A 22,462-nucleotide genomic window follows, 5' to 3' on the forward strand; every position below is an offset into this window, starting at 1 on the left:
ACGTGCACGTCAGCCTCCGGGACCGAGTCCCGTCCGGACGCCGGAAACGTCCCCCGAAGAATGTCGCGCAGCATGTCGAAACGGTGCGGTCCCCGTTCGTCGCCAGGATGAGAGAGCGGCACCGAGCCGGTCTCCGCACCACCGGAGGTTCCCGTGACCACGATCGCCGTCCCCACCGCCTCGACGCACACCGCGACCGTCGGTTCGCTCCTGCGTACCGGCGCCGCGGCCACGGCCGCCGCGGCCGTCGCCACCGCCGCCGTGGCCGCCGCCGGCCAGGCCGTCGGCATCGGCACCGCCGTGTCCGGCGCGACGATCCCGGCGTCCGGCTTCGCCGTCCTGACCGCGATCTTCTCCGTCGTCGGACTGGTCATCGCCACCGGACTGCGCCGGTTCGCCCGGACCCCGCGCACGACGTGGATCCGCACCACCGTCGTCCTGACCGTGCTGTCCTTCGTCCCGGACGTGCTCGCGGACGCCACCGTGGCGACGAGGGTGCTGCTGATGCTGACCCACGTCGTCGCCGCCGCGATCGTGATCCCCGCCGTCGCCCGCAAGCTGGCCTGACCGACACCACGAGCCGAAGGGACCACTGCCGTGCACTACCTCATGGGTGTCCGGATCGACGAGAGCGTGCCCCCGTCCTCCGACGAGGAGACGGAGGCCGGCTTCGCCCGGGTCGGGAAGGTCAACGACGAGATGAAGGCCGCAGGCGTGTGGGTGTTCGGCGGCGGGCTCCTGCCGTCGGACAGCGCCACCGTCGTCCGCGTGGAGAACGGCAGCACCGCCATGACCGACGGGCCGTTCGCGGAGACGAAAGAGCAGCTCGGCGGCTTCTACGTCATCGAGGTCGACGACCTCGACGCGGCGCTGTACTGGGCGGCGAAGGCCGCGGAGGCCTGCCAGGTGCCGATCGAGGTGCGCCCGTTCGGCGGCATCGCCTGACGCGCCGGTGGACCTGACGAGCGTCTACCGCGACGAGTACGTCCGCTGCGTCGCGACCCTGACGCGCCTCCTCGGCGACATCGGGCTCGCCGAGGAGGCCGTCCAGGACGCGTTCGCGGTGGCCCTGGAGAGGTGGGACGCGGACGGCCGGCCGCGCAACCCGGGCGCCTGGATCGTCACCACCGCGCGGAACCGGGCCCTCGACCGCCTGCGCCGGGAGTCGACCCGCGAGGCCCGCCACGCGCAGGCCCTGCTGCTGTACGGGCCAGACGAGACCGAGGAGGTCGGGCCGGTGCGCGACGACCAGCTGCGCCTGATCTTCACCTGCTGCCACCCGGCGCTCTCCCCGCTCGCGCAGACCGCGCTGACGCTGCGCCTGCTCGGCGGGCTCGAGGTGCCCGAGATCGCCCGGGCGTACGTCGTGCCCGAGGCCACGATCTCCCAGCGCATCGTGCGTGCCAAGAAGAAGATCCGTGACGCCGCCATCCCGTACCGGGTGCCGGGCGAGGCGGAGCTGCCCGACCGGCTGCCGCCGGTGCTCACGGTGCTGTACCTGATCTTCAACGAGGGCTACGCGGCGACGACCGGCCCGTTGTTGCGCATCGACCTGTCGGCGGAGGCGGTGCGTCTGGCCCGGGCGCTCGCCGATCTCATGCCCGACGAGCCCGAGGTGCTCGGCCTGCTCGCGCTGCTGCTGCTCACCGAGGCGCGGCGCGCGGCCCGGGTGGGTCCGGGCGGCGAGCTGGTGACCCTGGCCGAGCAGGACCGCGACCGGTGGGACCGGGAGCTCGTCGCCGAGGGCCACGAGCTCGTCCGCCGCTGCCTGCGCCGCGACCGCCCCGGCCCGTACCAGCTCCAGGCCGCCATCAACGCCGTGCACACCGACGGCGACGCCACCGACTGGGCGCAGGTGCTGGCGCTCTACGACCAGCTGCTGGCGCATTCGCCGACACCGATCGTCGCGCTCAACCGCGCCGTCGCCCTCGCCGAGGTGCGCGGGCCGGCGGTGGCGCTCGCGGCCGTCGAGGAGCTCGACATCCCGGGCTACCACCTGCTGCCCGCCACCCGCGCCGACCTGCTGGCCCGGCTGGGCCGCACCGACGAGGCCCGCGACGCCTACGACGAGGCCCTCGCGCTGGTCGGCAACGACACCGAGCGGGCGTTCCTGCGGGGACGGCGCGAGGAGCTCGATCAGGACCGCAGCGTCTCGCGGGGGGAGCGGGCGTAGATCTGCCGGTACTCGACCGAGAACCGCCCGGCGTTGGCGAAGCCCCACCGTGCGGCGATCGCGCCCACCGTGTCGCCGCGGGTCGGGTCGCCGGCCTGCAGGTCGGCGTGGGCGCCCGCCATCCGCGCCTTGCGCAGGTAGGTCAGCGGGGTCGTCCCGAGATGGCGGTGGAACGCGCTCTGCAGGCCCCGGGGGCCGAGGCGGGCGGCCCGGGCGATCTCGGTGAGGCTGATGTCCTCGTGGGCGTGGCCGTCGATGAACGCGATCGCCCGGCGCACCGTGGCCGGGCCGGGGGCGCCGGGGCTGCGCGGGGCGTCCGCGGTGTGGGTGGTGTTCGGGAAGACCTGCAGCAGGCCGACGGCGAGCTGGCGGAAGGTCTCCGCGCGCGCCAACGGGCTCTCCATGACCTCGTCGTGGCTGCGCAGGATCTGTTCGAGGTGGCGCAGCAGGGCGTGGATGTAGCGGGCCCGGCTCGCCGAGATCGCGGTCATCCCGGTGAAGGCGACCGAGTCGGGCTCGATGCCGTGGATCTCGGCGGCGACACGGGCCAGCCCGTCGGCGTCGACGCTGCCGACGGCGAGCTCGACGTCGTCCCAGTCCACCCGGAACCGGTCCCAGGTGGGGCAGAGCGTCGGCGCGGTACCGGCCTCCTGCCGCCCGCACACATGGCGCACCCGCCCGCGGAGCGGGACGACGACCGTCGGCACCGCGAACGGTTCGACCAGCGCCGACGCCCGCATGCTGTGGCGGAGACCGTCCACGCTCACGGTGCCGGACGGCGCGGCGACCGCGGTGGCCGCGAGCTCGAACGCGAACCGCTCCCGCGAGCCGTGGAACTCCGGCGAGTGCTCGGCGTACCGGGAACGCAGCAGCGCGGTCGCCTCGTCGAGGTCGGTCGACGTGAACCGGACACGTTGCACCGGGGACGGCGCGGGCGCCGATGTGTGGAGTTCGGCCACCACCACTACCCCCGGGCGGGAATCGCGAAGGATCTGTTTCGGGAAAGGCACTGCTGTCCATCACGAACATTTCACGGGACCCGGCCGGTGGCAAGGAGGGTGCCGGCCGGTCAGTCGGTGCCCTCTCGACGCCGGTCGGCGGCCGGAGCGCGAGACCGCTCCCCGGCGAGTTCGATCTGCGCCGCCAGCAGCCCGACCAGCTCGCGGCCGGAGAACGGCTTGGCGAGCAGGGCGTCGGCCCCGGCGAGCGCCTCGTCGACGGCCGGAACCTCACCGGCCGGCGTGGTCAGCAGGACGACCGGCGTCACCCGGAGCTGCGGGTCCGCCCGGAAGCGGCGCACGAGCGCCGGGCCGTCCGGCGAGGTCACGTCGGCGAGCACCGCGTGGGGACGGTGATCGCGCGCGGCGTCGAGGGCGTCGGCGCCGTCGGCCACCGTCCGGACGTCCCACGTCGCGCCGAGCAGGCGGTGCAGGTAGCGCCGCAGGTCGGGGTGGTCCTCGACCACCAGCACGCGCGCCCCCGGGACGCGGCCGCTGCGGACCGGATCGCCGCCCGCGCCCGGGGGCTCGTCGGCCAGCGTCGTCTCGTGCAGCAGGGCCTGCTCGCCGCCGACCGGCACCCAGGCCGCCGCCTCCTGCGCGAGCGCCTCCGCGACGTCGAGCGGGTGGTCCGAGCGCTCGGGGACCGTCTGCTCCCTGTCGGCGCGGGAACCCATGGGCAGCCACACCGTGACGGTGGTGCCGGCCTTCTCCTCGCTGCGCACCCGGATCCGGCCGCGGTGGCGACGGACGAGCTCCTCGGTCAGCGACAGGCCGATCCCGGCGCCGTCGTGCGTGCGGGCAGCGGTCGTGGCGACGCGGTGGAACCGCTGGAACACGTGCGGCAGCTCGGTCTTCGGGATGCCGACCCCGGTGTCGGCGACCTGGACCTCGGCGTGGTGGGGCAGCGCTCGGACGCGGACGTCGATCGTCCCCTCGAAGGTGAACTTCAGGGCGTTCGAGATCAGGTTCGCGAGGATCTTCTCCCACAGCTCCGGGTCGAGCCACAAGGGTTCGGGCAGGGGTGCGGCGTCGACCCGCAGCGCGAGGCCGGCGCGCTCGGCGGCTCCGTGGAAGACCGCGACGATCCGCTCGGTGAGCGCGGGGAGATCGGCGGGCTCGAACCGGGCGCGGAGCCGGCCCGCCCGGACCTGGGAGAGGTCCAGCAGGCTCCCGACCAGCCGAAGCAGGCGCCGCGCGTTGCGCCGGACCAGCTCGACGTCGGCGCGCAGGTCCGCGGGAAGGTCCCGGCGCGCGAGGACTTCCTCGGTCGGGGCGAGCACCAGGGTCAGGGGTGTCCGGAACTCGTGGGACACGTTGGCGAAGAAGGTCGTCCTCGCCCGGTCGAGGGCCGCGACCCGCTCGATGCGCTCGCGGTCCTTCTCCCGCGTGCGCGCCGCCCCGAGACGCAACGCCACCTCGGTGCCCACCAGCCGCAGGAACTCCTCGTAATGTGCGTCCCGCCGCAGCCGGGGCGACAGTCCGAGCACGAGGGCGCTGCTCTCCCCGTCCGGATGCGCGAGCGGGAGCACCAGGGCCTGCCGGCAGGGTCGGTCCTCGTCGCGGACGGACGCCCCGAACCGCGCCCCGACGTCGTCGACGAGGACCGGCTCCCCGATGGCCTCGGCCTGCGCGAGCGGCCAGCCCCACCGTTCCCCGATCGGCATCCGCGGCGGCGCGAGGACCCCGTCGGCGCCGGTGCCCGCCACCAGCCGGGCGACCGCCTCGAGAGGGTCGATCCGGTACCCGAGGGCGAACGGGACGTCCCCGTCGTTGCGGGAGAGGACCTCGATCGTCCGCTCGAAGACCTCGGGCCAGCCATCGGCGCCCGCCGTGCGGTCGGCGAGCTCGTGCAGGGTCCGCAGCCGGCGGGCCGCCAGCACCTCCGTCGTGCGCTCCACGGCTGTGCCGAGGATCCCGCGGGTCGTGCCGGCGTCCTCGACCGGGACGAAGAACAGGTCGAACCAGGCGTCCTGCGGGGCGCCGTCCCGGGTGACGGCGTACCGCGCCTCGCGGACCTCGACGGACTCGCCCGCGTGGACGCGCCGCTCGATGTCCGCGTCGAGCTCGCGGTCCGGACGACCGAGCGCGGCCGGGTGCGCGTCGCCCATGACCAGGCGGTAGGCGTCGTTGTCGATCCGGGCCCGGTCCGGCCCCCACCGAAGACACATCGCCAGGGGTGACCCGAGCGCGAGGCGCACCATCGTCTGCAGGACGGACGGCCAGCCGCTCACCGCGCCGAGCGCCGTCGACTCCCAGTCCGTCCCCCGCGCGAGGCGCGCCACCTCGCTCCGGCCGGCGAAGACCGTCCGCACCGCGTCGAGCTCCGCGCGGGACGGCGGCAGCCCGAACCCGCCGACGAGGTTGCCGATGACGGCACCGATCTCGTCCACCGGCAGGACCCGGTCGGCGGCGTCGGCGCCGACCACCGAGCCCGGCATCGAGAACTGCTCGGCGCTGTCCTCGTCCTGGGCCAGGACGACACCGCCGGCCGCGCGGACCGCGAGCGCGCCGGTGGTCCCGTCGCTGCCCATGCCGGACAGGACGGCGGCGACGGTGCCCGAGCCGAACGAGTCGGCCGTGGAGGTGAGCAGGGTGTTGAACCGCTGGTGACCGGGCGCACCGTCAAGCGGGTGCACACTGCACGAGCCGTCCGGCAGCACCTCCAGCGCGCAGCCGGGTGGGCAGACGGTCACCCGGTCGTCCTGCAGGGCGTCGCCCTCCGCCGCCCAGACGCAGACACGCCCGACGCGCCGGGAGAGCACGCCGACGTACTTCTCGTGCGGTCCGGAGAGGTGCTGGGCGACGACCACGGGAACGCGGGCCTCGGCGCGCAGTCCGGCCAGCACCCGGATGATCGCGTCGAAGCCTCCCGCCGACGCCACGAGGACCACGACCCTGGCGAGGGGTCGATCCGGGGCCGAGCCACCCACCGCACCACTGTGGCCCCGCGGGAGGCCGACCACCAGCGTCCGGCGCCTGCTCAAGCCCCCTGGTCGGTGCTCTCGTGCTGCTCGCGCACCCGGCGGGCGTGCTCGCGCTCCCGCTCGGCGAAGTCGCGCGCCTCCTGCGCGGCGCCGTGCAGGCGCTCCGCGGCATGGGGCCGTACGCGGGCGGCCTCCTCGTACGCCGCCGCCACCTTCTCCTCCGAGTCGGCCACCTCGTCGGCGAGCCGGGCGAGTCGATCGGTGAGCTCGGCGCTGTGACGGTGCGCCCGTCGCGTGGCGGCCCCGGCGTCGACGTCCTCGTGCACCACGACCTCCCGAACCGGCGAAGTGAGATTGCCGCGGTCCTGCCGCTACCCTCGCACAGCGGCGACCGGGTCGCGACGACACACAGGTCCTGGGGGCCTCCGATGAACGACCTGCGCCTGATCGGGATCGGCGCCTCGGCCGGAGGCATCGAGGCGCTGTTCGACCTGGTCGCCGGGCTCGACGCCGACCTGGACGCCACCGTGCTGGTGGTGGTGCACCAGGCTCCGGATGCTCCGACCGTGCTGGCGGGCCTGCTGGACGCGCGGTGCGTTCTCCCGGTGACGGGCGCGCGGGACGGCGAAGCGCTCGCGCCGGGACGCGTGCTCGTAGCGCTGCCGGGCAGCCATCTGCACGTCGTCGACGGTCACGCCCGGCTGGCGCGGGGTCCGAAGGAGAACGGGCACCGTCCCGGGATCGACCCGCTGTTCCGGTCGCTGGCGCTGGCGGCGGGACCCCGGGCCACCGGGGTCGTGCTCAGCGGCATGCTCGACGACGGCGCGGCGGGCCTGCTCGACATCGTCCGGCACGGCGGGACGGCGGTCGTGCAGGAGCCGACCGAGGCCCTGTACGACGGGATGCCGACCGCCGCGCTCGGGCAGGTGCCGGGGGCCCTCGTGCGGCGGGCCCGCGACATCGGTCCGGTGCTCGCCGAGATCAGCGCGCGGCCGCCGCTCGGGGCCGCGCGCCCGTCCGCCCAGCTGACCTACGAGGTGCGGATCAGCCGGGGCGAGGAGCCCGAGATGACCGAGCAGGATCCCCCGGGCAAGCCGGCGGCGCTGAGCTGCCCCGACTGCTCGGGGCCGCTGTTCGACCTGGGCAGCGAGGACCGCCCGCGGTACCGGTGCCGGACGGGGCACGCCTGGTCCGCGGTGAGCCTCGGTGCGCAGCAGGACGAGGCGGTCGAGCGTGCCCTCTATGCCGCACTGCGGGCGCTGGAGGACAAGATGGCGCTCGCCCGCCGGATGGCCACGTCCGCGGAGGGCAGTGGCGCCGACAGGGTGGCCGATCGGTCGCGGCACAAGGCGCGGGAGGCCCTGCGCTCGGCGACCGTCCTGCGCCGCCTGCTGACCGGCGGGGGCGCCCACCCGGGGGACGAGACCGACGGTGACGACGGGAGCGTGCGGTGAGCACGGAGGAGAACTCCGAGGGCCGTGGCGAGGGCGGCGGCGAGGGCACGAGCAAGGGCATCACCGACTTCGAGAACCTGCTCGAGTTCATCAAGGAGAGCCGGGGCTTCGACTTCACCGGCTACAAGCGCTCCAGCGTGCAACGCCGCGTCGAGCGACGGATGCAGCAGGTCGAGGTCGAGAGCTTCACGGAGTACCTCGACCGCCTCCAGGTGGACCAGAACGAGTTCACCCAGCTCTTCAACACCATCCTCATCAACGTCACGGGGTTCTTCCGGGACCCGGAGGCGTGGCGGGAGCTGCAGCAGGAGGTGGTGCCTGCCCTCCTGGCGCCCAAGACGCGGGGCGAGAGCATCCGGGTGTGGTCGGCGGGTTGCGCGAGCGGTGAGGAGGCTTACGCCTTGGCGATCCTGCTCGCCGAGCAGGTCGGCATCGAGGAGTTCCGCCGGCGGGTGAAGGTCTACGCGACCGACGTCGACGAGGACGCCCTGTCCACGGCCCGGCAGGCGACCTACGTCGAGAAGGACCTCCAGTCCCTGCCCGAGGACCTGCGGGACAAGTACTTCGAGCGCAACGGTTCCCGCTTCACCTTCCGCGGCGACCTGCGGCACAGCGTCATCTTCGGCCGCAACGACCTCGTGCAGGACGCGCCCATCGGGCGCCTGGACCTGCTGGTCTGCCGCAACACCCTGATGTACCTGAACGCCGAGACCCAGGCCCAGGTGCTCCGCCGCTTCCACTTCGCCCTCAACCCGACCGGTGTGCTGTTCCTCGGGAAGGCCGAGATGCTGCTCAGCCACGCCCGGCTGTTCCTGCCGATCGACCTCAAGCGGCGGTTCTTCCGCAAGGCCGAGCAGGTCGACCCCGGTCAGCGGTTCGCCGTCGCCGCTCGCCTCGACGAGAGCCGCAACGGCCGCGAGGTGCGCCTCGAGGACGAGACGCTGCTGCACAGCCCGCTGGCGACGATCGTCGTCAACTCCGACCAGATCGTGGCGACGACCAACCAGCGTGCCGAGGCCCAGCTCGGGGTCACCAAGCGTGAGATCGGCCGCAACTTCACCGACCTGGACCTCTGTCAGCGCGTGGGTGGGCTGCGCAGCGCCTACGACGACGTGCGCCGCAGCCGGAACTCCATGTGGCTGCACGAGGTGCAGTTCTCCCGCTCGGCCACCGAGACGCTCTACTTCGACGTCCAGCTCGTGCCGCTGGAGAGCGAGGCGAACGGCGGCGGCCCGGCGGTCGCCGCGTTCTTCTCCGACGTCACCCGCTACCAGCGCCTCAACGGCGAGCTCCAGGCCGCGCACCGGCAGGTGGAGACGGCCTACGAGGAGCTGCAGTCGACGGTGGAGGAGCTGGAGACCACCAACGAGGAGCTGCAGTCGACGGTGGAGGAGCTGGAGACCACCAACGAGGAGCTCCAGTCGACGGTGGAGGAGCTGGAGACCACCAACGAGGAGCTGCAGTCGACCAACGACGAGCTCCAGTCCATGAACGACGAGCTCCGCGAACGCACCAGCCAGCTCGACGAGGCCAACGACTTCCTCGAATCGGTGCTGGGCAGCCTGCGCACCGCGGTCGTCGTGGTGGACACCGAGCTGATCGTCCGGGCCTGGAACGGGCAGGCCGACGACCTCTGGGGCCTGCGCGCCGACGAGACGATCGGCCAGCACCTGCTCAACCTCGACATCGGACTGCCCACCGAACGCCTCCGCCCGCTCGTGCGCGGAGCGCTCAACGGCGGGTCCGACGACACGCTGCGTCTCGAGGCGATCAACCGGCGTGGCCGGACGGTGCAGCTCGCGCTGTCGGCGTCGCCGCTGCGGCTGCGCAACAGAGGCCCGACGGGTGCGATCGTGCTGATGGACCAGGCGGACCAGGCGGACCAGGCGGACGGGGCTGCGGATCCGGCGGAGGCGGTGGAGCAGGGCGACGGGGTCGGTCCGGAGGGCCTGCCGTCGACGTCCTGAGCAGTGACGTGACGTGGTCCGGGGTCCTACAGTCGGTGCATGGGTGACACGTCTGCGGCGGGGCCCGGCGGTGGTGCGGACGGCCCACTGACGCGGCGGCGCGAGCTCCTGTCCGAGCAGGAGGCGCGGGCCGACGCCCGGGACGAGGCCGCCGATCGTCGTGACGTCGATGCCGACCACCGGGAGGCCCGGGCCGACCGTCGGGAGCGGGCCGCCGACGCCCGGGAGGCGCGGGCCGACGAGCGAGAGGCCCGGATGGACGCCACGGCCCGGACGCTCGGCGCGAACGTTCCGGGCGTCGTCGAGCGGGCCGAGCGGGCGCTCGACCGGGACCAGCAGGCCATCGAGCGGGCGCGCGAACGGATCGCACGGTCCCGTGACGCGCTGCGCCGCTTCACGACCCTGGAGCAGCGGGAGCAGCACGACGTGGACCGCCAGGCCGGCGCCAGCGCGCTGACCAGCGCGGAGCACGACGAGGGCGGGTCCTGATCCCGTGCCCGGGACCGACCTGGTGGCGGCAGGACGTGACGGGCCATGCTGTGCACCGTGGACGACGACCCGCCGCGAGAGCCGGCCGGCACCGGCTCCGCGGACAGCTCCCCCCGGCCGCGCGTGACGAAGGGCGCGCTGGAGCTCGTGTGCGAGGAGCTCAACTTCAAGAACTCGCTGGTCTGCGAGGCGTGTGCGCTGCGCGACCAGACCCTGCAGGTGCTCACCGACCTGCGCCGCCACTACGAGCGGACGGTGGCGGAGCTGGACCGCATGACCCTCGCCGTCTCGCCGGGTCCGCGACAGGACCGGCTCCGGGCCGCGGCCGGCCGCGGCCGCGAGGACCTCGAGCGCATCCGGCAGCGCTGTCAGCAGATCCTGGAGCTCGACCTCGGGGAGCCGCGGGCCACGGCGTGAGTCAGCCGCGGCGGCCTCGGCTAGGGGGTGGTCCGGCGGCGACGGGTCGCCGCGGACCGGGGCGGGGCCGCGCGCATGTGGTCGCGGACCGGCTCGAGCAGGCCGGCGAGGGTGCGGGTGTCGTCACGTGAGAGCGGCTCGAAGAGCTGCTGGCTGACGACCTCCTCGTGGCCGGGGAGGACCTTCGCGATGAGCGCGCGCCCGGCATCGGTGATGGTGACGGTGACGCTGCGGTCGTCGTCGGGCGCACGAGTACGGCGGCCCCGAGGTCCTGCGGTACGAGGACGTCGAGCAGCCGGTCCCCGCCGCCGGCCAGGTGCGCGTCCGCGTCGCGGCGTCGGCGTTCAACCTCGTCGACGACGGCATCCGCGGTGGCTGGCTGCAGGGCCCGTTCCCGGTGACGCTGCCGCACACCCCCGGCGTCGAGGTCGCCGGCACGGTCGACGCGCTGGGCGAGGGCGTCGACGCCTTCCAGGTCGGCGACCAGGTCGTCGGGTTCCTCCCGATGCGGGCCGACGGCGCGGCCGCGGAGTACGTCGTCGCGCCGGCGGAGACCCTCGCGACGGCGCCGCGCCGCGTCCCGCTCGCCGACGCCGCCGCGCTGCCGATGGTGGGGCTCACGGCGTGGCAGGCGCTCGTCGACGACGCGAAGCTGACCACCGGGCAGCGCGTGCTGATCAACGGCGCGAGCGGCGGGGTCGGCGGGTACGCCGTGCAGCTCGCGAAGAACGCCGGCGCCCACGTCGTCGCCGTCGGCGGGTCGGGCAGCCGCGAGCGGCTGACGGCGCTCGGTGCCGACGAGGTCGTCGACCACACCGCCACGGACGTGCTCGCCGCGGTGGGGGAGCCGGTCGACGTGCTGCTCAACCTGGCCACGATCACCCCGGAGCAGCTGAACGCGCTCGTCACCCTGGTGCGGGACGGCGGCGTCGTCGTGAACACGGTGCCCCGCACGCCCGCGCCCGCCGACGAGGCCCGGGGCGTGCGTGCCGTCGACGTCTTCGTCCGCAGCGACGCCGAGCAGCTCGCGCGGCTGGTGACGATGGTCGACCGCGGTGAGCTCCGCATCGGTGTCGATCGGCGGGTGCCGCTGGCCGACCTGGGCGCGGTCCACGCCGAGGCGGACGCGGGCACCCTGCGCGGCAAGGTCGTGGTCCTGGCGCCCGCTGTCTGAGCGTGTCCGTCCGGACTGCGCCCGCTGCTCGACGCCGAGCCGGTGCCGCCGCACCGGACCGGAGTCAGGCGGTGTCGACCACCTGGAACGCCTCGACGTACTTCTCGCCGCCGGTGGCGAGGGACGCGAAGCGCTCGGCGTTGCGGGCGAGCAGGCCGCTGATCAACGTCTCGAGGTCGTCGCGGTGGGCGGTCTGGGACCGGTGCGCGCGCAGGGCGGCGATCTTGGACGGCAGGGTGGGGCCGACGTCGACCACCTGGTTCACGCGCTCCGGCGGGCACCCCATGAGCCAGGTCTCGGGCACCGTCCACGCCTCGAGGCCCTCGTCGGCGAGCAGCTCCGGGTGCGCGAACGGGTTCCGCGCGTCGGGGTAGACCGCGGCCAGGGCGGCCTCGCCCGTCGCGCGATGGTCCGGGTGCGAGACGCCGAGCCGCTCCCAGAAGTACTCGGGCGACTGGGTGAGCACCCGCTGCGGGCGCACCCGGCGGATCACCCGGCTGACGTCGCGGCGCAGCGCGAGGCTCGGCGTCACCTCCCCGTCCGCGTAGCGCAGGAAGGTCAGGTCGGTGACGCCGAGCTCCGCGGCGGCGGCGCGCTGCTCGTCCTCGCGCAGCCCGGCCATCTGATCGCGCGGGGTGTCGTCGAACCCGCCGGCGTCCCCGCTGGTCACCAGGCAGTAGGACACGGCGATCCCGGCCGCGGTCCAGGCGGCGACGGTGCCGGCCGAACCGAAGTCGACGTCGTCGGGATGCGCGACGACGGCCAGGGCGCGGCTCACGGGCTCGGTCACGGCCGAAGCCTAGATCACGACTACTGCTTCCGACCGGCGCGCTCCTGCATCCCTCACGCCGACCTCTGCCGGTGATCGTCGCGGTCGTAGCGTTCGCTCCGCCCACATCGCTCCCGCCGAGGACGCCGCGCAAGAGCCAGCAGCCGCCGTACCAGCACGACGATGCACCGACGGTCACGCTGCGCCCGTCGGCGACCTCCGGGCCGCCACCGCCGTGGCGGGACGGGCGGTCGGGGACCACACCCCGATGGCGCTCCTCTCGATCGTCCGTCTCCGAGCCGGCGGAGCTGCCCGCGGAGCTGCCCGCGCAGGAGCCCGCGGAGGCGACCGGGCCGGCACCTGCCCGCGCGGGTCGACGCGTCCACGGTCTTCTCCGGCACGGTCGACGGGCGGCAGGGCCAGCAGCAGCTCTCGAACCGCTCGCCGACGCTAGCGCTCCCGCTCGAGGTGCGCCTGGACGGCGTCGCCGGCCTCGTTGAGCCAGCCGCGCTCCCGGGCCTTCTCGAGCATGCCGTCGAACTCGGCGTCCCAGCCCTCGGGGACGCGCCCGGCGGCCATCCGCCGCAGTGTCGCCACGGGGATCATGATGTGCTGGCGGTCCTCGGACAGCTCGCCCGCGTCGTTCTCGGCGAGCAGCCGGGTGATCGTGTCCGGGCCGAGACGCTCCCAGTAGGACGCGTACAGGTCCTTCACGTTCTCGGGCTGGCGCAGCTCGACTCCGTCGGTGGCGATATCGAGGTACACGGTGCTCCTTCGGGCCGTCGGGACCAGGGGAGTACCCCGGTGCGGCCGCCACCCTGTCAGGCACCGCAACGTGGCGACCCACCGCTCCGGCCGCCGAGGATCGCGATCCTGGGCTGCAGGTGTGTGTCGGGCCGCCGTCGAGTCGACCGGGATGGTCACGAGCAGTTGGGGTATGTCTGGGCCGTGTCGAACACCGTCTCCGCTTCCACCGTCGTCCTCGCCGCGATCCGTGACCGCGTCGCCGCTCTCCACGCGGCCGTCGAACCGGAGACCACGCCGTCGGCCGAGGCCGTGGAGGAGGCCGTGGAGGAGGCCGTGGAGGAGGCGGTGGACGAGGCCGTGGACGAGGCGGTGGACGAGGCGGTGGAGACACAGGACGACACCGACGGCGAGAACCGCGACGCCGGCGGCACCTCGGTGACGGTGCCGGCCGCGGAGGACGAGACGCCGGACGGCGACGAGCCCGTCGTCCCGCGGCGCGGTTCCGACGAGCCGGACGTGGAGCGCCTCGCGGAGGCGCTGGCCGACCTCGAGGCCGTCGTCACCGGGTTCGCGCCGCTCATCGAGGGCGGCGAGCTCCCGGCGCTGCGCGCGGAGCTCGCGTGGGCGCGGTCGACGGTCGAGGAGGCCCGGGCGCTCGACGGCACGGTCGACGTGCTCGACGAGCTCCTCGAAGACCTCGACCCCACCCTGCGCCAGGGGCCGGTGGAGGCACGGGTCGGGATCGTCGTCGCGTCGCGCACCACCGAGCGCCGTGAGGCCGTCGCCGCGATGCTCACCCGCCCCGAGTGGACGAGCCTGCTCGCGCACGCCGACCAGCTCGTGCTCACCGCGCCGATCGGCGGCCGCAAGCCGAAGCAGACGGTCCGCGTCCTGGCCCGCGTGCTCGCCGACGCCGACGTCGCGGCGCGCGAGGCCGCCGACGCCGTCGTCGAGGCGAAGGACCCGGAGCTGGGCCCGGTCGCGACGGCGGCGCACACGGTCGCGACGACCGCCCGGGTCTCCCGCGCGGTGCTGGGCAAGCAGGCCCGCAAGCTGGCCGACGCGGCGGACGCGCTGGCCGGCGCCCTCGAACAGCGGCGCCGCAGCGAGGCCGTCGCGCACTGGCTGGTCGACCTGGCCGACCTGGCCCATCGCGCCGGCGAGCCGAGCTTCACCTACGGCGTACTGCACGCGGAGGCCGGCGCCCGCCGCGTGATCGCCGACGAGGCACTGACGGCTGCCGTCGCGGTCTACACCCGACCCAAGCTGCGCAAGGGGCTGGCGGACGCCGCCTGATCAGGCCCGGGCGAGCTCGCCTCGAGGTAGCCGGGCTCCCCGGCCCGCGGCGACTCCACGGCCGACCGCCGTCGTCGCGCTGACCGGGCCGACGAGCGTGCGCGGAACGGGACGGCGTCGACGCCGGGTCACGTGATCACTCGCCCCCGGCGAGGGCGTCGTCGAGCCACACGACCCACGTGTGCTCGGTGTCCCCGTCGCTGGACGCCAGCAGGGTCCGGAGCTCACCGGCGGCCGCGGACACCGAGGACTCGTCCGCCCCACCGGGTTCGCCGGCCAGCTGCTCCGCCAGCCGCGCGACCCGGGCGCGACCGTCGGCGTCGAGCCGGCCGTCCTCCAGCTGCTCCAGGTTCGCCACGACGGACCGAGCCGTGATCGCGAGCCGTTCCCGATCGACCGCTGTGTCGTTCACGGTTGCCGAGCCTAGTTCGCCGTGGCCGGCGATCCGCCGCCCCCGCACGGCCTCGTCGGTCACACCGAGTCGATCAACCAGGCCGGTCGGTCCACGGTCGTCGAGATCGACCCAGGCGACCGCGGTCACGCTGATGGCGACCCCGGTCTCCTCGGGCACCTCTCGCGTCGCGGCCGCCGCCCCGCCACGTCGCCCGTCGCGCGCTCGAGCAGTGCGTCGAGATCTGCTGTCACCGGGAGCCCCGCGGCCCGTCGGTGGGCCACGGTGGCGTGGAGCAGCTGCTCCAGACGGTCGGCCACGTCCGGTTCGGCGACGCGCACCCGTCCGCGCACGGCGACGATCGTCTCCTCGTCGTCCTCCTCGGCGCGCAGCGAGACCAGGACCTTGTCGGAGGCCGAGTGCGGAACGCGCACCAGGTGCACCACGGCCCGAGCATGGCGGCCCGCGCGATGCCCGTGTCGTGCGGCGCGCGTGTCGTCGTCGGGTGTTCGCCTCGGGGTCACCTCGAGGTGGCGATCAGCAGCGTGCCGTGGGCCCGTCGTCGACCGCCGCCCGGGGCGTGACGACCCCCTCGGGGCCGAAGACCGGGGAGTCCGCCGTGACGGTGTAGACCTCCCACGGCTCGTGGCCCGGGCCTTGGACCCACACCTTGTCCTGACGCGCGTAGCAGCAGGTGGTGTCGTCCTCGACCCGGGTGACCAGTCCCAGCTCGGACAGGCGCGCCGTGGCGTCGCCGACCTCGTCGGTGGTCTCGACCTCGACCCCCAGGTGGTCCATCACCGTCGGCCGGTCGGGCTCGCCCTCGAGCAGGACCAGTTTCAGCGGCGGCTCGGCGACCGCGAAATTGGCGTACCCGGGTCGGCGCTTGGCCGGGTCCACGCCGAGGAGCCGGGAGTAGAAGCGGATCGATCCCTCCAGGTCGGAGACCCGCAGGGCGAGCTGCACACGAGACATGACGTCCTCCTTGTTTCGACGCTTCTCGAAACAGAGGTTGCTCCGTGATTCGACGAGTGTCAAGGTAGAAGTATGTCGAATCAGGCGGGCGGGGAGCGGGTGCCGACCCAGCTCGCGGAGCTGGTGGGCTGCGGTGAACCGCTGGCGCGTGAGCCGCTCTCGGCGCAGCAGTCGATCGAGCTGGCACGGGTGTTCAAGGCGATGGGCGACCCCGTCCGCCTGCGCCTGCTCTCGCTGATCGCCTCCCACGCCGGCGGTGAGGCGTGCGTCTGCGACCTGACCGACGTGTTCGACCTGTCCGGCCCGACGATCTCGCACCATCTCAAGGTGCTGCGCGAGGCGGGCCTGATCACCGGCGAGCGGCGCGGCACCTGGGTCTACTACCGGGTCCGTCCCGAACTGCTCGCGGCGATGTCCGCGGTGCTCGTGCCCGAGAAGGCCCGCCATGGCTGACCATCGCCCCGAGGTCCTGTTCGTCCGCGGGCGCTGCGCGCCCGCCGAGGAGGTCGACCGCACCGAGTCCGACCGTGCGCGGCGAGCTCGTCGCGGCTACCACCGTGTGACCCGGTAGCCGGTCCGGGCGGAGCGATGGTCAGCACGAAGCGTGCGCTGACGGGCGCGGTGCTGCTCGACCTCGCCGTCAGCCCGCTCTTCGCGTGGGACGTGTTCACCGACGCCCTGGGCCGCGAGCTCGGCGCGACCGACACCGCCCTGGCCGGGGTCTTCTCCGTCGGTCTGGTCGCCTTCATGACGGCGGTGGTCCTCGGAGGTCGTGTCGCGGATCGCGTGCCGCCACGCCGGCTCGCGGTGGCGGCGGCGATCGGCATGGTCGCCGGCCTGTGCGGCAGCGCGGCCTCGGGCTCGGTCGCGACGCTGGTGCTCGCGTTCGGCGTCCTCGTCGGGGCTTCGAGCGGCGTCGGCTACGTGACCGCCGTCCGCGTGGCCGGCACGGTCGCGACCGGACGCGGTCTCGCCCTGGGGCTCGTGGTCAGCGCCTACGCGGTCGGTACGGCCGTGCTCGCGCCGGTCGCCTCGACCCTTCTCGACGACGTGGGACGTCCGGCGACCTTCGCCCTGCTCGCCGTCGCCCTCGGTGCCCTCCTGGTCGTCGCCGCGGTCCTCGTCCCCGGCGCCGCTCCCGAACGGAGGGCGGCCGCCACGGCGTCCGACGGAGTCCGGCCTCGCAGGGCGCCGACCGTGGCCCTGTGGCTGGCGTTCGGGCTGGGGAGCGCGCCGGCGCTCGCCGCGTTCGCCCAGGCGGGGGCGCTCGCGGGGACGGCCTCGAGCGTCGCGCTCGCCGTCACCCTCCTCAACGTCGGCAACTTCGCCGGACGTCTGATCGCCGGTCCGGTCTCCGACCGCATCGGCCGCCCGGCCGCCCTCCACGCGAACGCCGCGCTCCTGGTCCTGGCCTGCCTCCCGCTCGCCCTCGGCGTCGACGGTCCCGTCGCCCTCGTCGCCCTGCTCGTGCTCGGGACCCAGTACGGGGCTCTGTCCACGCTGACACCGGCCGCGACCGCCGACGTCACCCCGCCCGAGTGCTTCGGCGCCACCTTCGGGCTGGTCTTCACCGGGTGGGGCCTCGCCGGTCTGCTCGCCCCGGTCGCCGCCGCCGCGCTCGCCCCGGCCCTCGGCTTCACCGGGGTCTACGCCGCCTTCATCGCCGTCGGGATCGTGGCGTGGGCGTCCGTCGGTACCTTCACCGTGCTCATCCGCTCGCGCGCTTGACCTTCGAGCCCACTGCCAGGTCTACCTTCTCGGGCGTGGACGGGTTGAAGGTCTCCGAGCTCGCGGCCCGCACCGGCGTGCCGGCGAGCACCGTGCGGTACTACGACACCGAGGGCCTGCTCCCGGCGCGCCGATCGGCCTCGGGCTACCGGCTCTTCGACGACACGGCCGTGGAGCGGCTGACCTTCATCGGCACCGCCAAGAGCCTCGGCCTGCCGCTGCCCGAGATCCGCCGCCTGCTCGAGCCGTGGGAGCACGGCCTGTGCGTCGACGTGCAGGGCGAGCTGGGCCCCCTGCTGGAACGTCACCTCGCGGACACCGAGGAACGCATCGAGCAGCTGCGGAACTTCGCGGCGCGGCTGCGGCGAGCCCGGCAACAGCTCGCGGCGATCGACCGGGACGGCCCCTGCGATCCCTCGTGCGCCTTCCTCGGCCAGGCCCGCCCGACGCTGCACGAACTCCCGCTCGCTCCCTCGGACGACCAGGTCATCGCGTGCACGCTGAACGGCTCGGAGCGTACCGAGCGCCTGGGCCGGTGGCGTTCGGCGCTGGGCGCCGTGACGTCCCGGGCCGCCGTCTCCGGAGGCGTCGCGCTGACGTTCGACCCAGCGGGTGTCCGCCTCGGTGAGCTGGCCGACCTCGCCGCCGCCGAGGCCGCGTGCTGCCGCTTCCTCGACATCGGCCTGCGCTTCACCGATCCGCCCACCATGGAGGTGCGGGCACCCGACGACGCCCTGGTCCTGGTCCACGAGCTGTTCGGGGAGCCCGACGCGTGACCCTGCGGTCCATCGCCCTGTTCGTCGTCGCCGCCGTCCTCGAGATCGGCGGCGCCTGGCTCGTCTGGCAGGCCGTCCGGGAAGGGCGCGCCTGGTGGTGGGCGGGGCTCGGCATCCTCGCGCTGGGGCTCTACGGCTTCGCCGCCGCGTTCCAGCCCGATGCGCAGTTCGGTCGCATCCTCGCGGCCTACGGCGGCGTCTTCGTCGCCGGATCGCTGGCCTGGGGCATGGTGCTCGACGGTTACCGGCCCGACCGCTTCGACGTCGTCGGCGCCCTCGTCTGCCTGGTCGGCGTCGGGATCATCATGTACGCCCCGCGGTGAGCGGCGACGGAGGGCGCAGGCGCCGCGCTCGACCAGGACGACCAGGGCACCGGCGCGAGCAGGGCGGCCGCGAGTGCGGCGAGGGTGGTGCGCACAGTCCCCCCGGATGTGGGCGCGTGACTCCGGCGAGGTCCGGCGGTTCGCGGCGGCCGGACGCCGGCACGGCGTCGCGGACCCGACAGCCGGAGGTTCCCCGCAGCGGGTGTCGAAACGACGCCCGGCCCGTTCGTCGTCGCAGTGAGGGGACCGGCAACGGGCCGGTCGGCACCTGACGGAGGACCCGATGACCGCCACGTACACCTTCGACGTCTTCTCCAGCCTCGACGGCTACGGCTCCTACGGGGGCGACGGCGATTGGGGTGGCTACTGGGGCAAGCAGGGCCCCGAGCTGCTCGAGCACCGCCTGCGCTCGTTCGACATCGTGCACCGGATGGTCTTAGGGGCCACCACGTTCCGGCAGTTCGTGGACATGCTGGCCGAGAGCACCGACGAGTCCGACGTGCGCGACCCGTGGGTCGACCGGATGCGCAGCATGCCCATGACCGTGGTGTCGTCGACGCTGCAGGAGCCGCTCGAGTGGCCCGACGCGACCGTCGCGAGCGGCGACGCGATCGACATCGTGCGTCGGCTCAAGCAGGAGTCCGACGTGCCGCTGCGGTCCCATGGCAGCCTCTCGCTGAACTGGGCGCTCATGGCCGCCGGCCTGGTCGACCGCATCCAGGTGACGCTCTTCCCCGTGATCACCGGGAGGACAGGCGAGGGTCCGGTACTCGGCGGCGCGGACGACTTCGACCTCGAGCTGCTCGAGCACCGGACGCTCGACGGCGACATCCAGGAGCTGGTCTACCGGCCGACGCTGCACGTCAGCCGCGGCTGAGACGAGCATTCCGGACCGCCCGCCGGTCAGCAACGGGACCGAGCCCTCCGACCACGTGGCCGCCGACCAGGGCGAGGACGGCATCGACGAGCTCAGCGAGACACTGGCGGCCCGCGGGGTGGCCGTCGAGGCCTCTACCTGCTCGGTGGACGACGCGCGGCGGTTCGTGCCGCCGCCTCCTCGACCGACCCGACCGACTACCGATCGGTGGCCCTAGCCGGTCTGGTCGGTCGCTCACAGGGCAGCGAGGAACGGGCCAGCGGGAGGTGGCAACCGCCTGGAGCAGCGGCGACGGCCGGGAGCAGCGGCAACGGCCGGGAGCAGTGGCAACGGCCGGGAGCAGTGGCAACAGCTGGAGCAGCCGCGGCCTCAGAAGGGCGGTGGGTCGAGGTCGGGCTCGGTCGACGCCGTGCGGGTCGGTGTCCGGCGACGTGTCTGAGCGTCGTCGCGTGCCTGGCGCAGGAGGGCGCGCAGGGTGGTGGGTTTCGGCGGGGGGTTCGGGGCGGCGTCGCTCTGGTCGTCGCCCTTGTCGTGGTCGTGGTCGTGGTCGTGGTCGTGGTCGTGGACGTCGGGGTCGGGGTCGGTCGGTGGGGGCGGTCGGTGGCCGCGCAGGAGGTCGCTGAGGAACGGGTCGTCGTCCGGGTCGCCATCGGGGTCGGGGTCGGGGTCGTGGTTCACCTCGCGGGGTGGTAGCGGGCGGGGTGTGGCGGCGGGGCAGGGTGCCGGGAGTGGGTCGGTGATGCGGCGGGGTGGGGTTCGGTAGCGGGCGCCGGCGCGGGTGGTGATCAGGAAGCGGCCGGGTTCGGGTTGGGTGACGCGCCAGCCGGCGTCGTGTTTGGCGCGGTGGTGGTGGCGGCACCAGGCGCCGAGGGAGCGGCTGAGGGTGGGCCCGCCGCGGGCGTGGTCGATGGTGTGGTCGAGGTCGCTGCCGTGGGCGGCGCGGCGGCAGCAGGGCGCGACGCAGTGGCGGTCGCGGGTGCGGACCCAGCGGGCGATCTCGGCGCTGGGGCGGCGGTGGCGGGCGTCGGCGGGCGCGATGTGCTGGTCGGGTGCGCCGGGGGGCCGGCCGGTGTCAGGGTCGGTGATCTCGACCAGGCGGTGGCGCAGCTCGGTGAGCAGGGGTGCCCAGGCGGGGTGGTCGTCGGGGTCGAGGGCGGCGAGCAGCGTCGTCGGAACCTGGAGTTCGACGATGGCTGGTCCGGCTCGCCCCCGCCGCTGGTGGCGGCGGGGGCCGGGTGGTCGACCGATCCCGAGCGGCTGGGCTGGCGGCGGGGCTGGTGGTGGGGCTGGCGTGGGTCGGCGGCGGGCGAGCAGGATGTGTTCGAGGCGTCCGTCGGGGTCGGTGAGCACGATGTGCCAGGAGCCGCGGCGGTAGCGCTCGATCATGGATCGGGCGGTCGGGGCGGTGATGGTGCCCCAGAAGGGGATCTGGGCGGGCAGATCGTCGAGCCCGAGCGCGGTGCTCAACCGCAGCCGGATCTCCAGGGTGCCATCGCGGACCCGCGACGCTCGCGGCGCCTGCCCCTCGGCGTCGTCACCGGGCCAGTCGGGCTCGTCGCCATCGCAATGGGTCTCGCTCGGGGTGTGCTCGTCCGGCTCGCTGTCCGGGCGGTCGCCGTCGAGCCCGACTGGCCCGTCGTCCAGCCCGTCGGTCGGCCCGTCGGTCGGCCCGTCGGTCGGCCCGTCGGTCGGCCCGTCGGTCGGCCCGTCGGTCGGCCCGTCGTCCGGCCCGTCGTCCGGCCCGTCGGTCGGCCCGTCGTCTGGCCCGTCGTCTGGGCCGTTGTCTGGCCTGTTGTCTGGCCTGTTGTCTGGCCTGTCGGCTGGCCTGTCGGTCGGCCCGTCGTCTGGCCCGTCGGTCGGCCTGTCGGCTGGCCCGTCGCTGTCCGGCCCGTGGTGGTCGGGCCCGTCGTTGTCTGGCCCGTCGGGGTCGGTGTCAGGGGGTTGGAGGTCGGCGGCGAGCAGGTCGATCAGGGTGTCGTCGTCGAGGCCGGCGGCGGTGCCGTCGAACAGCGCCAGGTAGACGTGCGCGCGCAGCGTTTCGATCTTCATCGTGACCCCGCGGCGACGCAGCGCCGCCGCGATCGCCTCCATGCGCGCCATCGCGACCGCGGAACGCTCCAGGGGCAGGTCGTAGCCGCACACGTTCGCGGTGCCCGAGGGGTTGCGCGAGGCGAGCACCCGCGCGCGCTTCTCGGCGTTGCTCTCGCGCCGCGCGGCCCATTCCGGGTCCAGCGCGCCCGCGACCTGCTGGAGTCGCTCGATCAGCGCCCCCACCGGCAGCTCGGGCGCCTCGGGCAGCACCACCTCGCACACGCGGTGGGCGTGGTCGTCGGTCAGGTCGCGGGTCCAGTCGCTGATCACTCGGGCCTTGGTGTCGTCGAGGTCGCCGCCGCGCAGGGCGGCGTGGACCTCGGGCAGCCGGCCCAGCAGGTCGTCGGCCAGGTCGAGCCAGCGCGTCGCCATCGCCCGCGACCAGCCCAACGCCGCGGCGGGCTCGTCGGCGGAGAACTCGTCGAGCAGCGCCCGGCGGCCCTTGCGCCCCTCGACCGCGCGACCGGTCTCGTGCAGCGCGACCAGCAACCGGGCGGTGGCGCGGTTGCGGGACCGGAAACACGCCCGCGCGTGCTCCACGACCTCGGCCCCGGTCAGATCGGCGAGCTCGACCGCATCGAGGACGTCGGACGGCACCGACGGGCCGGTGCGGCGCTCCTCGATGCTCACGAGTTGCACGCTAGACCCGACCCCCGACAGCCTTAGTGGATCAAGAACCCCAGGTCACGACCACGATCGCGGCCCCGGCCTGTCGCGCAACCGAGCTGGTGGCGATCCCGAGGTTCGACACCGGAGCGACCGCCACGCCGACACACCCGCGCCATGCCGACCATGCCGACCACGCCGACCATGCCGACCATGCCGGTCGCACCCGGCGACCCAGCCGAGCAGGGAGCGGAGCATCGCCTGGGCCTGCAGCTCGCGGGCCC

Annotated in this window: 24 protein-coding genes; 15 read left to right on the top strand and 9 right to left on the bottom strand. The window is 74.3% G+C overall.

The annotated features are described in order from the left end of the window. Positions 1-153 precede the first annotated feature (153 nt). Genes AC2A1K_RS05015 through AC2A1K_RS05025 form a run of 3 tightly spaced genes read left to right on the top strand, consistent with a single transcriptional unit; the run spans position 154 to position 2,173 of the window. On the top strand, positions 154-567 hold the full coding sequence (locus AC2A1K_RS05015; protein WP_483895227.1) for a DUF6069 family protein: 414 nt from the start codon (positions 154-156) through the stop codon (positions 565-567). Positions 568-597: 30 nt separating this feature from the next. Beyond that, the gene (locus AC2A1K_RS05020; RefSeq protein WP_483895228.1) at positions 598-945 is read left to right on the top strand and encodes a YciI family protein; all 348 of its coding nucleotides are present in this window, start codon (positions 598-600) and stop codon (positions 943-945) included. A gap of 7 nt (positions 946-952) precedes the next feature. Next, positions 953-2,173, top strand: coding sequence for an RNA polymerase sigma factor (locus AC2A1K_RS05025; RefSeq protein ID WP_483895229.1), 1,221 nt, complete (start codon positions 953-955; stop codon positions 2,171-2,173). Here AC2A1K_RS05025 and AC2A1K_RS05030 read toward each other — a convergent pair. The 3 genes from AC2A1K_RS05030 to AC2A1K_RS05040 form a co-directional block, all read right to left on the bottom strand. After that, positions 2,137-3,093: a helix-turn-helix transcriptional regulator gene (locus AC2A1K_RS05030; RefSeq protein WP_483895230.1), complete on the bottom strand. Its 957-nt coding sequence runs from the start codon at positions 3,091-3,093 to the stop codon at positions 2,137-2,139. The genes AC2A1K_RS05025 and AC2A1K_RS05030 overlap by 37 nt on opposite strands. 149 nt (positions 3,094-3,242) lie before the next feature. Then, positions 3,243-6,056: a chemotaxis protein CheB gene (locus tag AC2A1K_RS05035; protein ID WP_483895231.1), complete on the bottom strand. Its 2,814-nt coding sequence runs from the start codon at positions 6,054-6,056 to the stop codon at positions 3,243-3,245. A 98-nt stretch (positions 6,057-6,154) separates the two neighbouring features. Beyond that, complete coding sequence (locus AC2A1K_RS05040) at positions 6,155-6,424, bottom strand: hypothetical protein (protein WP_483895232.1); 270 nt, start codon at positions 6,422-6,424, stop codon at positions 6,155-6,157. Between the two features lie 102 nt (positions 6,425-6,526). Between AC2A1K_RS05040 and AC2A1K_RS05045 the strand changes: the two genes are divergently transcribed. The 5 genes from AC2A1K_RS05045 to AC2A1K_RS05065 all read left to right on the top strand — a co-directional run bounded on the left by AC2A1K_RS05045 (position 6,527) and on the right by AC2A1K_RS05065 (position 11,599). Beyond that, positions 6,527-7,552, top strand: coding sequence for a chemotaxis protein CheB (locus AC2A1K_RS05045; RefSeq protein WP_483895233.1), 1,026 nt, complete (start codon positions 6,527-6,529; stop codon positions 7,550-7,552). 59 nt (positions 7,553-7,611) lie between these two features. Beyond that, on the top strand, positions 7,612-9,519 hold the full coding sequence (locus tag AC2A1K_RS05050) for a CheR family methyltransferase (protein WP_483895477.1): 1,908 nt from the start codon (positions 7,612-7,614) through the stop codon (positions 9,517-9,519). Between the two features lie 39 nt (positions 9,520-9,558). Next, positions 9,559-10,008, top strand: coding sequence for a hypothetical protein (locus AC2A1K_RS05055; RefSeq protein ID WP_483895234.1), 450 nt, complete (start codon positions 9,559-9,561; stop codon positions 10,006-10,008). A 57-nt stretch (positions 10,009-10,065) separates the two neighbouring features. After that, positions 10,066-10,425, top strand: a complete 360-nt coding sequence (locus tag AC2A1K_RS05060) for a hypothetical protein (RefSeq protein WP_483895235.1) — start codon at positions 10,066-10,068, stop codon at positions 10,423-10,425. Positions 10,426-10,696: 271 nt separating this feature from the next. Then, positions 10,697-11,599 (top strand): NADP-dependent oxidoreductase, encoded by a 903-nt coding sequence (locus AC2A1K_RS05065; RefSeq protein WP_483895478.1) that lies wholly within the window; start codon positions 10,697-10,699, stop codon positions 11,597-11,599. Between the two features lie 64 nt (positions 11,600-11,663). Here the strand turns inward: AC2A1K_RS05065 and AC2A1K_RS05070 are convergent, their stop codons facing one another. Together AC2A1K_RS05070 and AC2A1K_RS05075 are read right to left on the bottom strand one after the other, a co-directional pair. Continuing rightward, positions 11,664-12,389 carry a PIG-L deacetylase family protein gene (locus tag AC2A1K_RS05070; RefSeq protein ID WP_483895236.1) on the bottom strand — a complete coding sequence of 242 codons (726 nt, stop codon included), beginning with the start codon at positions 12,387-12,389 and terminating at the stop codon, positions 11,664-11,666. Between the two features lie 429 nt (positions 12,390-12,818). After that, on the bottom strand, positions 12,819-13,133 hold the full coding sequence (locus AC2A1K_RS05075; protein ID WP_483895237.1) for a hypothetical protein: 315 nt from the start codon (positions 13,131-13,133) through the stop codon (positions 12,819-12,821). Positions 13,134-13,316: 183 nt separating this feature from the next. Between AC2A1K_RS05075 and AC2A1K_RS05080 the strand changes: the two genes are divergently transcribed. After that, positions 13,317-14,411 carry a CHAD domain-containing protein gene (locus AC2A1K_RS05080; RefSeq protein WP_483895238.1) on the top strand — a complete coding sequence of 365 codons (1,095 nt, stop codon included), beginning with the start codon at positions 13,317-13,319 and terminating at the stop codon, positions 14,409-14,411. 136 nt (positions 14,412-14,547) lie between these two features. On the opposite strand, the gene AC2A1K_RS05085 is transcribed toward AC2A1K_RS05080, so the two are convergent. From AC2A1K_RS05085 to AC2A1K_RS05095, 3 genes are all read right to left on the bottom strand, one after another. Further along, positions 14,548-14,982 (bottom strand): hypothetical protein, encoded by a 435-nt coding sequence (locus tag AC2A1K_RS05085; protein ID WP_483895239.1) that lies wholly within the window; start codon positions 14,980-14,982, stop codon positions 14,548-14,550. Beyond that, a complete protein-coding gene (locus AC2A1K_RS05090) occupies positions 14,949-15,248 on the bottom strand; it encodes a hypothetical protein (protein ID WP_483895240.1) in 300 nt (99 codons plus the stop codon). The genes AC2A1K_RS05085 and AC2A1K_RS05090 overlap by 34 nt, the downstream gene beginning before the upstream one ends. 91 nt (positions 15,249-15,339) lie before the next feature. Beyond that, positions 15,340-15,777: an ArsI/CadI family heavy metal resistance metalloenzyme gene (locus tag AC2A1K_RS05095; RefSeq protein ID WP_483895241.1), complete on the bottom strand. Its 438-nt coding sequence runs from the start codon at positions 15,775-15,777 to the stop codon at positions 15,340-15,342. Positions 15,778-15,849: 72 nt separating this feature from the next. Here AC2A1K_RS05095 and AC2A1K_RS05100 point away from each other — a divergent pair, with 72 nt between their 5' ends. The 6 genes from AC2A1K_RS05100 (at position 15,850) to AC2A1K_RS05125 (ending at position 19,481) form a co-directional block, all read left to right on the top strand. Continuing rightward, positions 15,850-16,230: an ArsR/SmtB family transcription factor gene (locus tag AC2A1K_RS05100; RefSeq protein WP_483895242.1), complete on the top strand. Its 381-nt coding sequence runs from the start codon at positions 15,850-15,852 to the stop codon at positions 16,228-16,230. Then, positions 16,223-16,348, top strand: coding sequence for a hypothetical protein (locus AC2A1K_RS05105; protein WP_483895243.1), 126 nt, complete (start codon positions 16,223-16,225; stop codon positions 16,346-16,348). The genes AC2A1K_RS05100 and AC2A1K_RS05105 overlap by 8 nt, the downstream gene beginning before the upstream one ends. A gap of 17 nt (positions 16,349-16,365) precedes the next feature. Beyond that, positions 16,366-17,505, top strand: a complete 1,140-nt coding sequence (locus AC2A1K_RS05110) for an MFS transporter (RefSeq protein ID WP_483895244.1) — start codon at positions 16,366-16,368, stop codon at positions 17,503-17,505. 35 nt (positions 17,506-17,540) lie between these two features. After that, entirely contained in the window at positions 17,541-18,281 is a 741-nt protein-coding gene (locus AC2A1K_RS05115) for a MerR family transcriptional regulator (RefSeq protein ID WP_483895245.1), read from the top strand. Further along, a complete protein-coding gene (locus tag AC2A1K_RS05120) occupies positions 18,278-18,604 on the top strand; it encodes a YnfA family protein (RefSeq protein WP_483895246.1) in 327 nt (108 codons plus the stop codon). The genes AC2A1K_RS05115 and AC2A1K_RS05120 overlap by 4 nt, the downstream gene beginning before the upstream one ends. A gap of 283 nt (positions 18,605-18,887) precedes the next feature. Continuing rightward, positions 18,888-19,481 carry a dihydrofolate reductase family protein gene (locus AC2A1K_RS05125; protein ID WP_483895247.1) on the top strand — a complete coding sequence of 198 codons (594 nt, stop codon included), beginning with the start codon at positions 18,888-18,890 and terminating at the stop codon, positions 19,479-19,481. 369 nt (positions 19,482-19,850) lie between these two features. Here the strand turns inward: AC2A1K_RS05125 and AC2A1K_RS05130 are convergent, their stop codons facing one another. Beyond that, the gene (locus AC2A1K_RS05130; protein ID WP_483895248.1) at positions 19,851-22,202 is read right to left on the bottom strand and encodes an HNH endonuclease signature motif containing protein; all 2,352 of its coding nucleotides are present in this window, start codon (positions 22,200-22,202) and stop codon (positions 19,851-19,853) included. Positions 22,203-22,462: the final 260 nt, after the last annotated feature.

The sequence above is a fragment of the Actinomycetospora sp. 2LY8.5 genome (assembly GCF_057180585.1).

Coding starts and splice junctions, on each gene's coding strand:
- AC2A1K_RS05045 (WP_483895233.1), top strand. CDS start 6,527: ATGAACGACCTGCGCCTGATCGGGATCGGCGCCTCGGCCGGAGGCATC.
- AC2A1K_RS05100 (WP_483895242.1), top strand. CDS start 15,850: ATGTCGAATCAGGCGGGCGGGGAGCGGGTGCCGACCCAGCTCGCGGAG.
- AC2A1K_RS05095 (WP_483895241.1), bottom strand. CDS start 15,777: ATGTCTCGTGTGCAGCTCGCCCTGCGGGTCTCCGACCTGGAGGGATCG.
- AC2A1K_RS05110 (WP_483895244.1), top strand. CDS start 16,366: ATGGTCAGCACGAAGCGTGCGCTGACGGGCGCGGTGCTGCTCGACCTC.
- AC2A1K_RS05125 (WP_483895247.1), top strand. CDS start 18,888: ATGACCGCCACGTACACCTTCGACGTCTTCTCCAGCCTCGACGGCTAC.
- AC2A1K_RS05105 (WP_483895243.1), top strand. CDS start 16,223: ATGGCTGACCATCGCCCCGAGGTCCTGTTCGTCCGCGGGCGCTGCGCG.
- AC2A1K_RS05055 (WP_483895234.1), top strand. CDS start 9,559: ATGGGTGACACGTCTGCGGCGGGGCCCGGCGGTGGTGCGGACGGCCCA.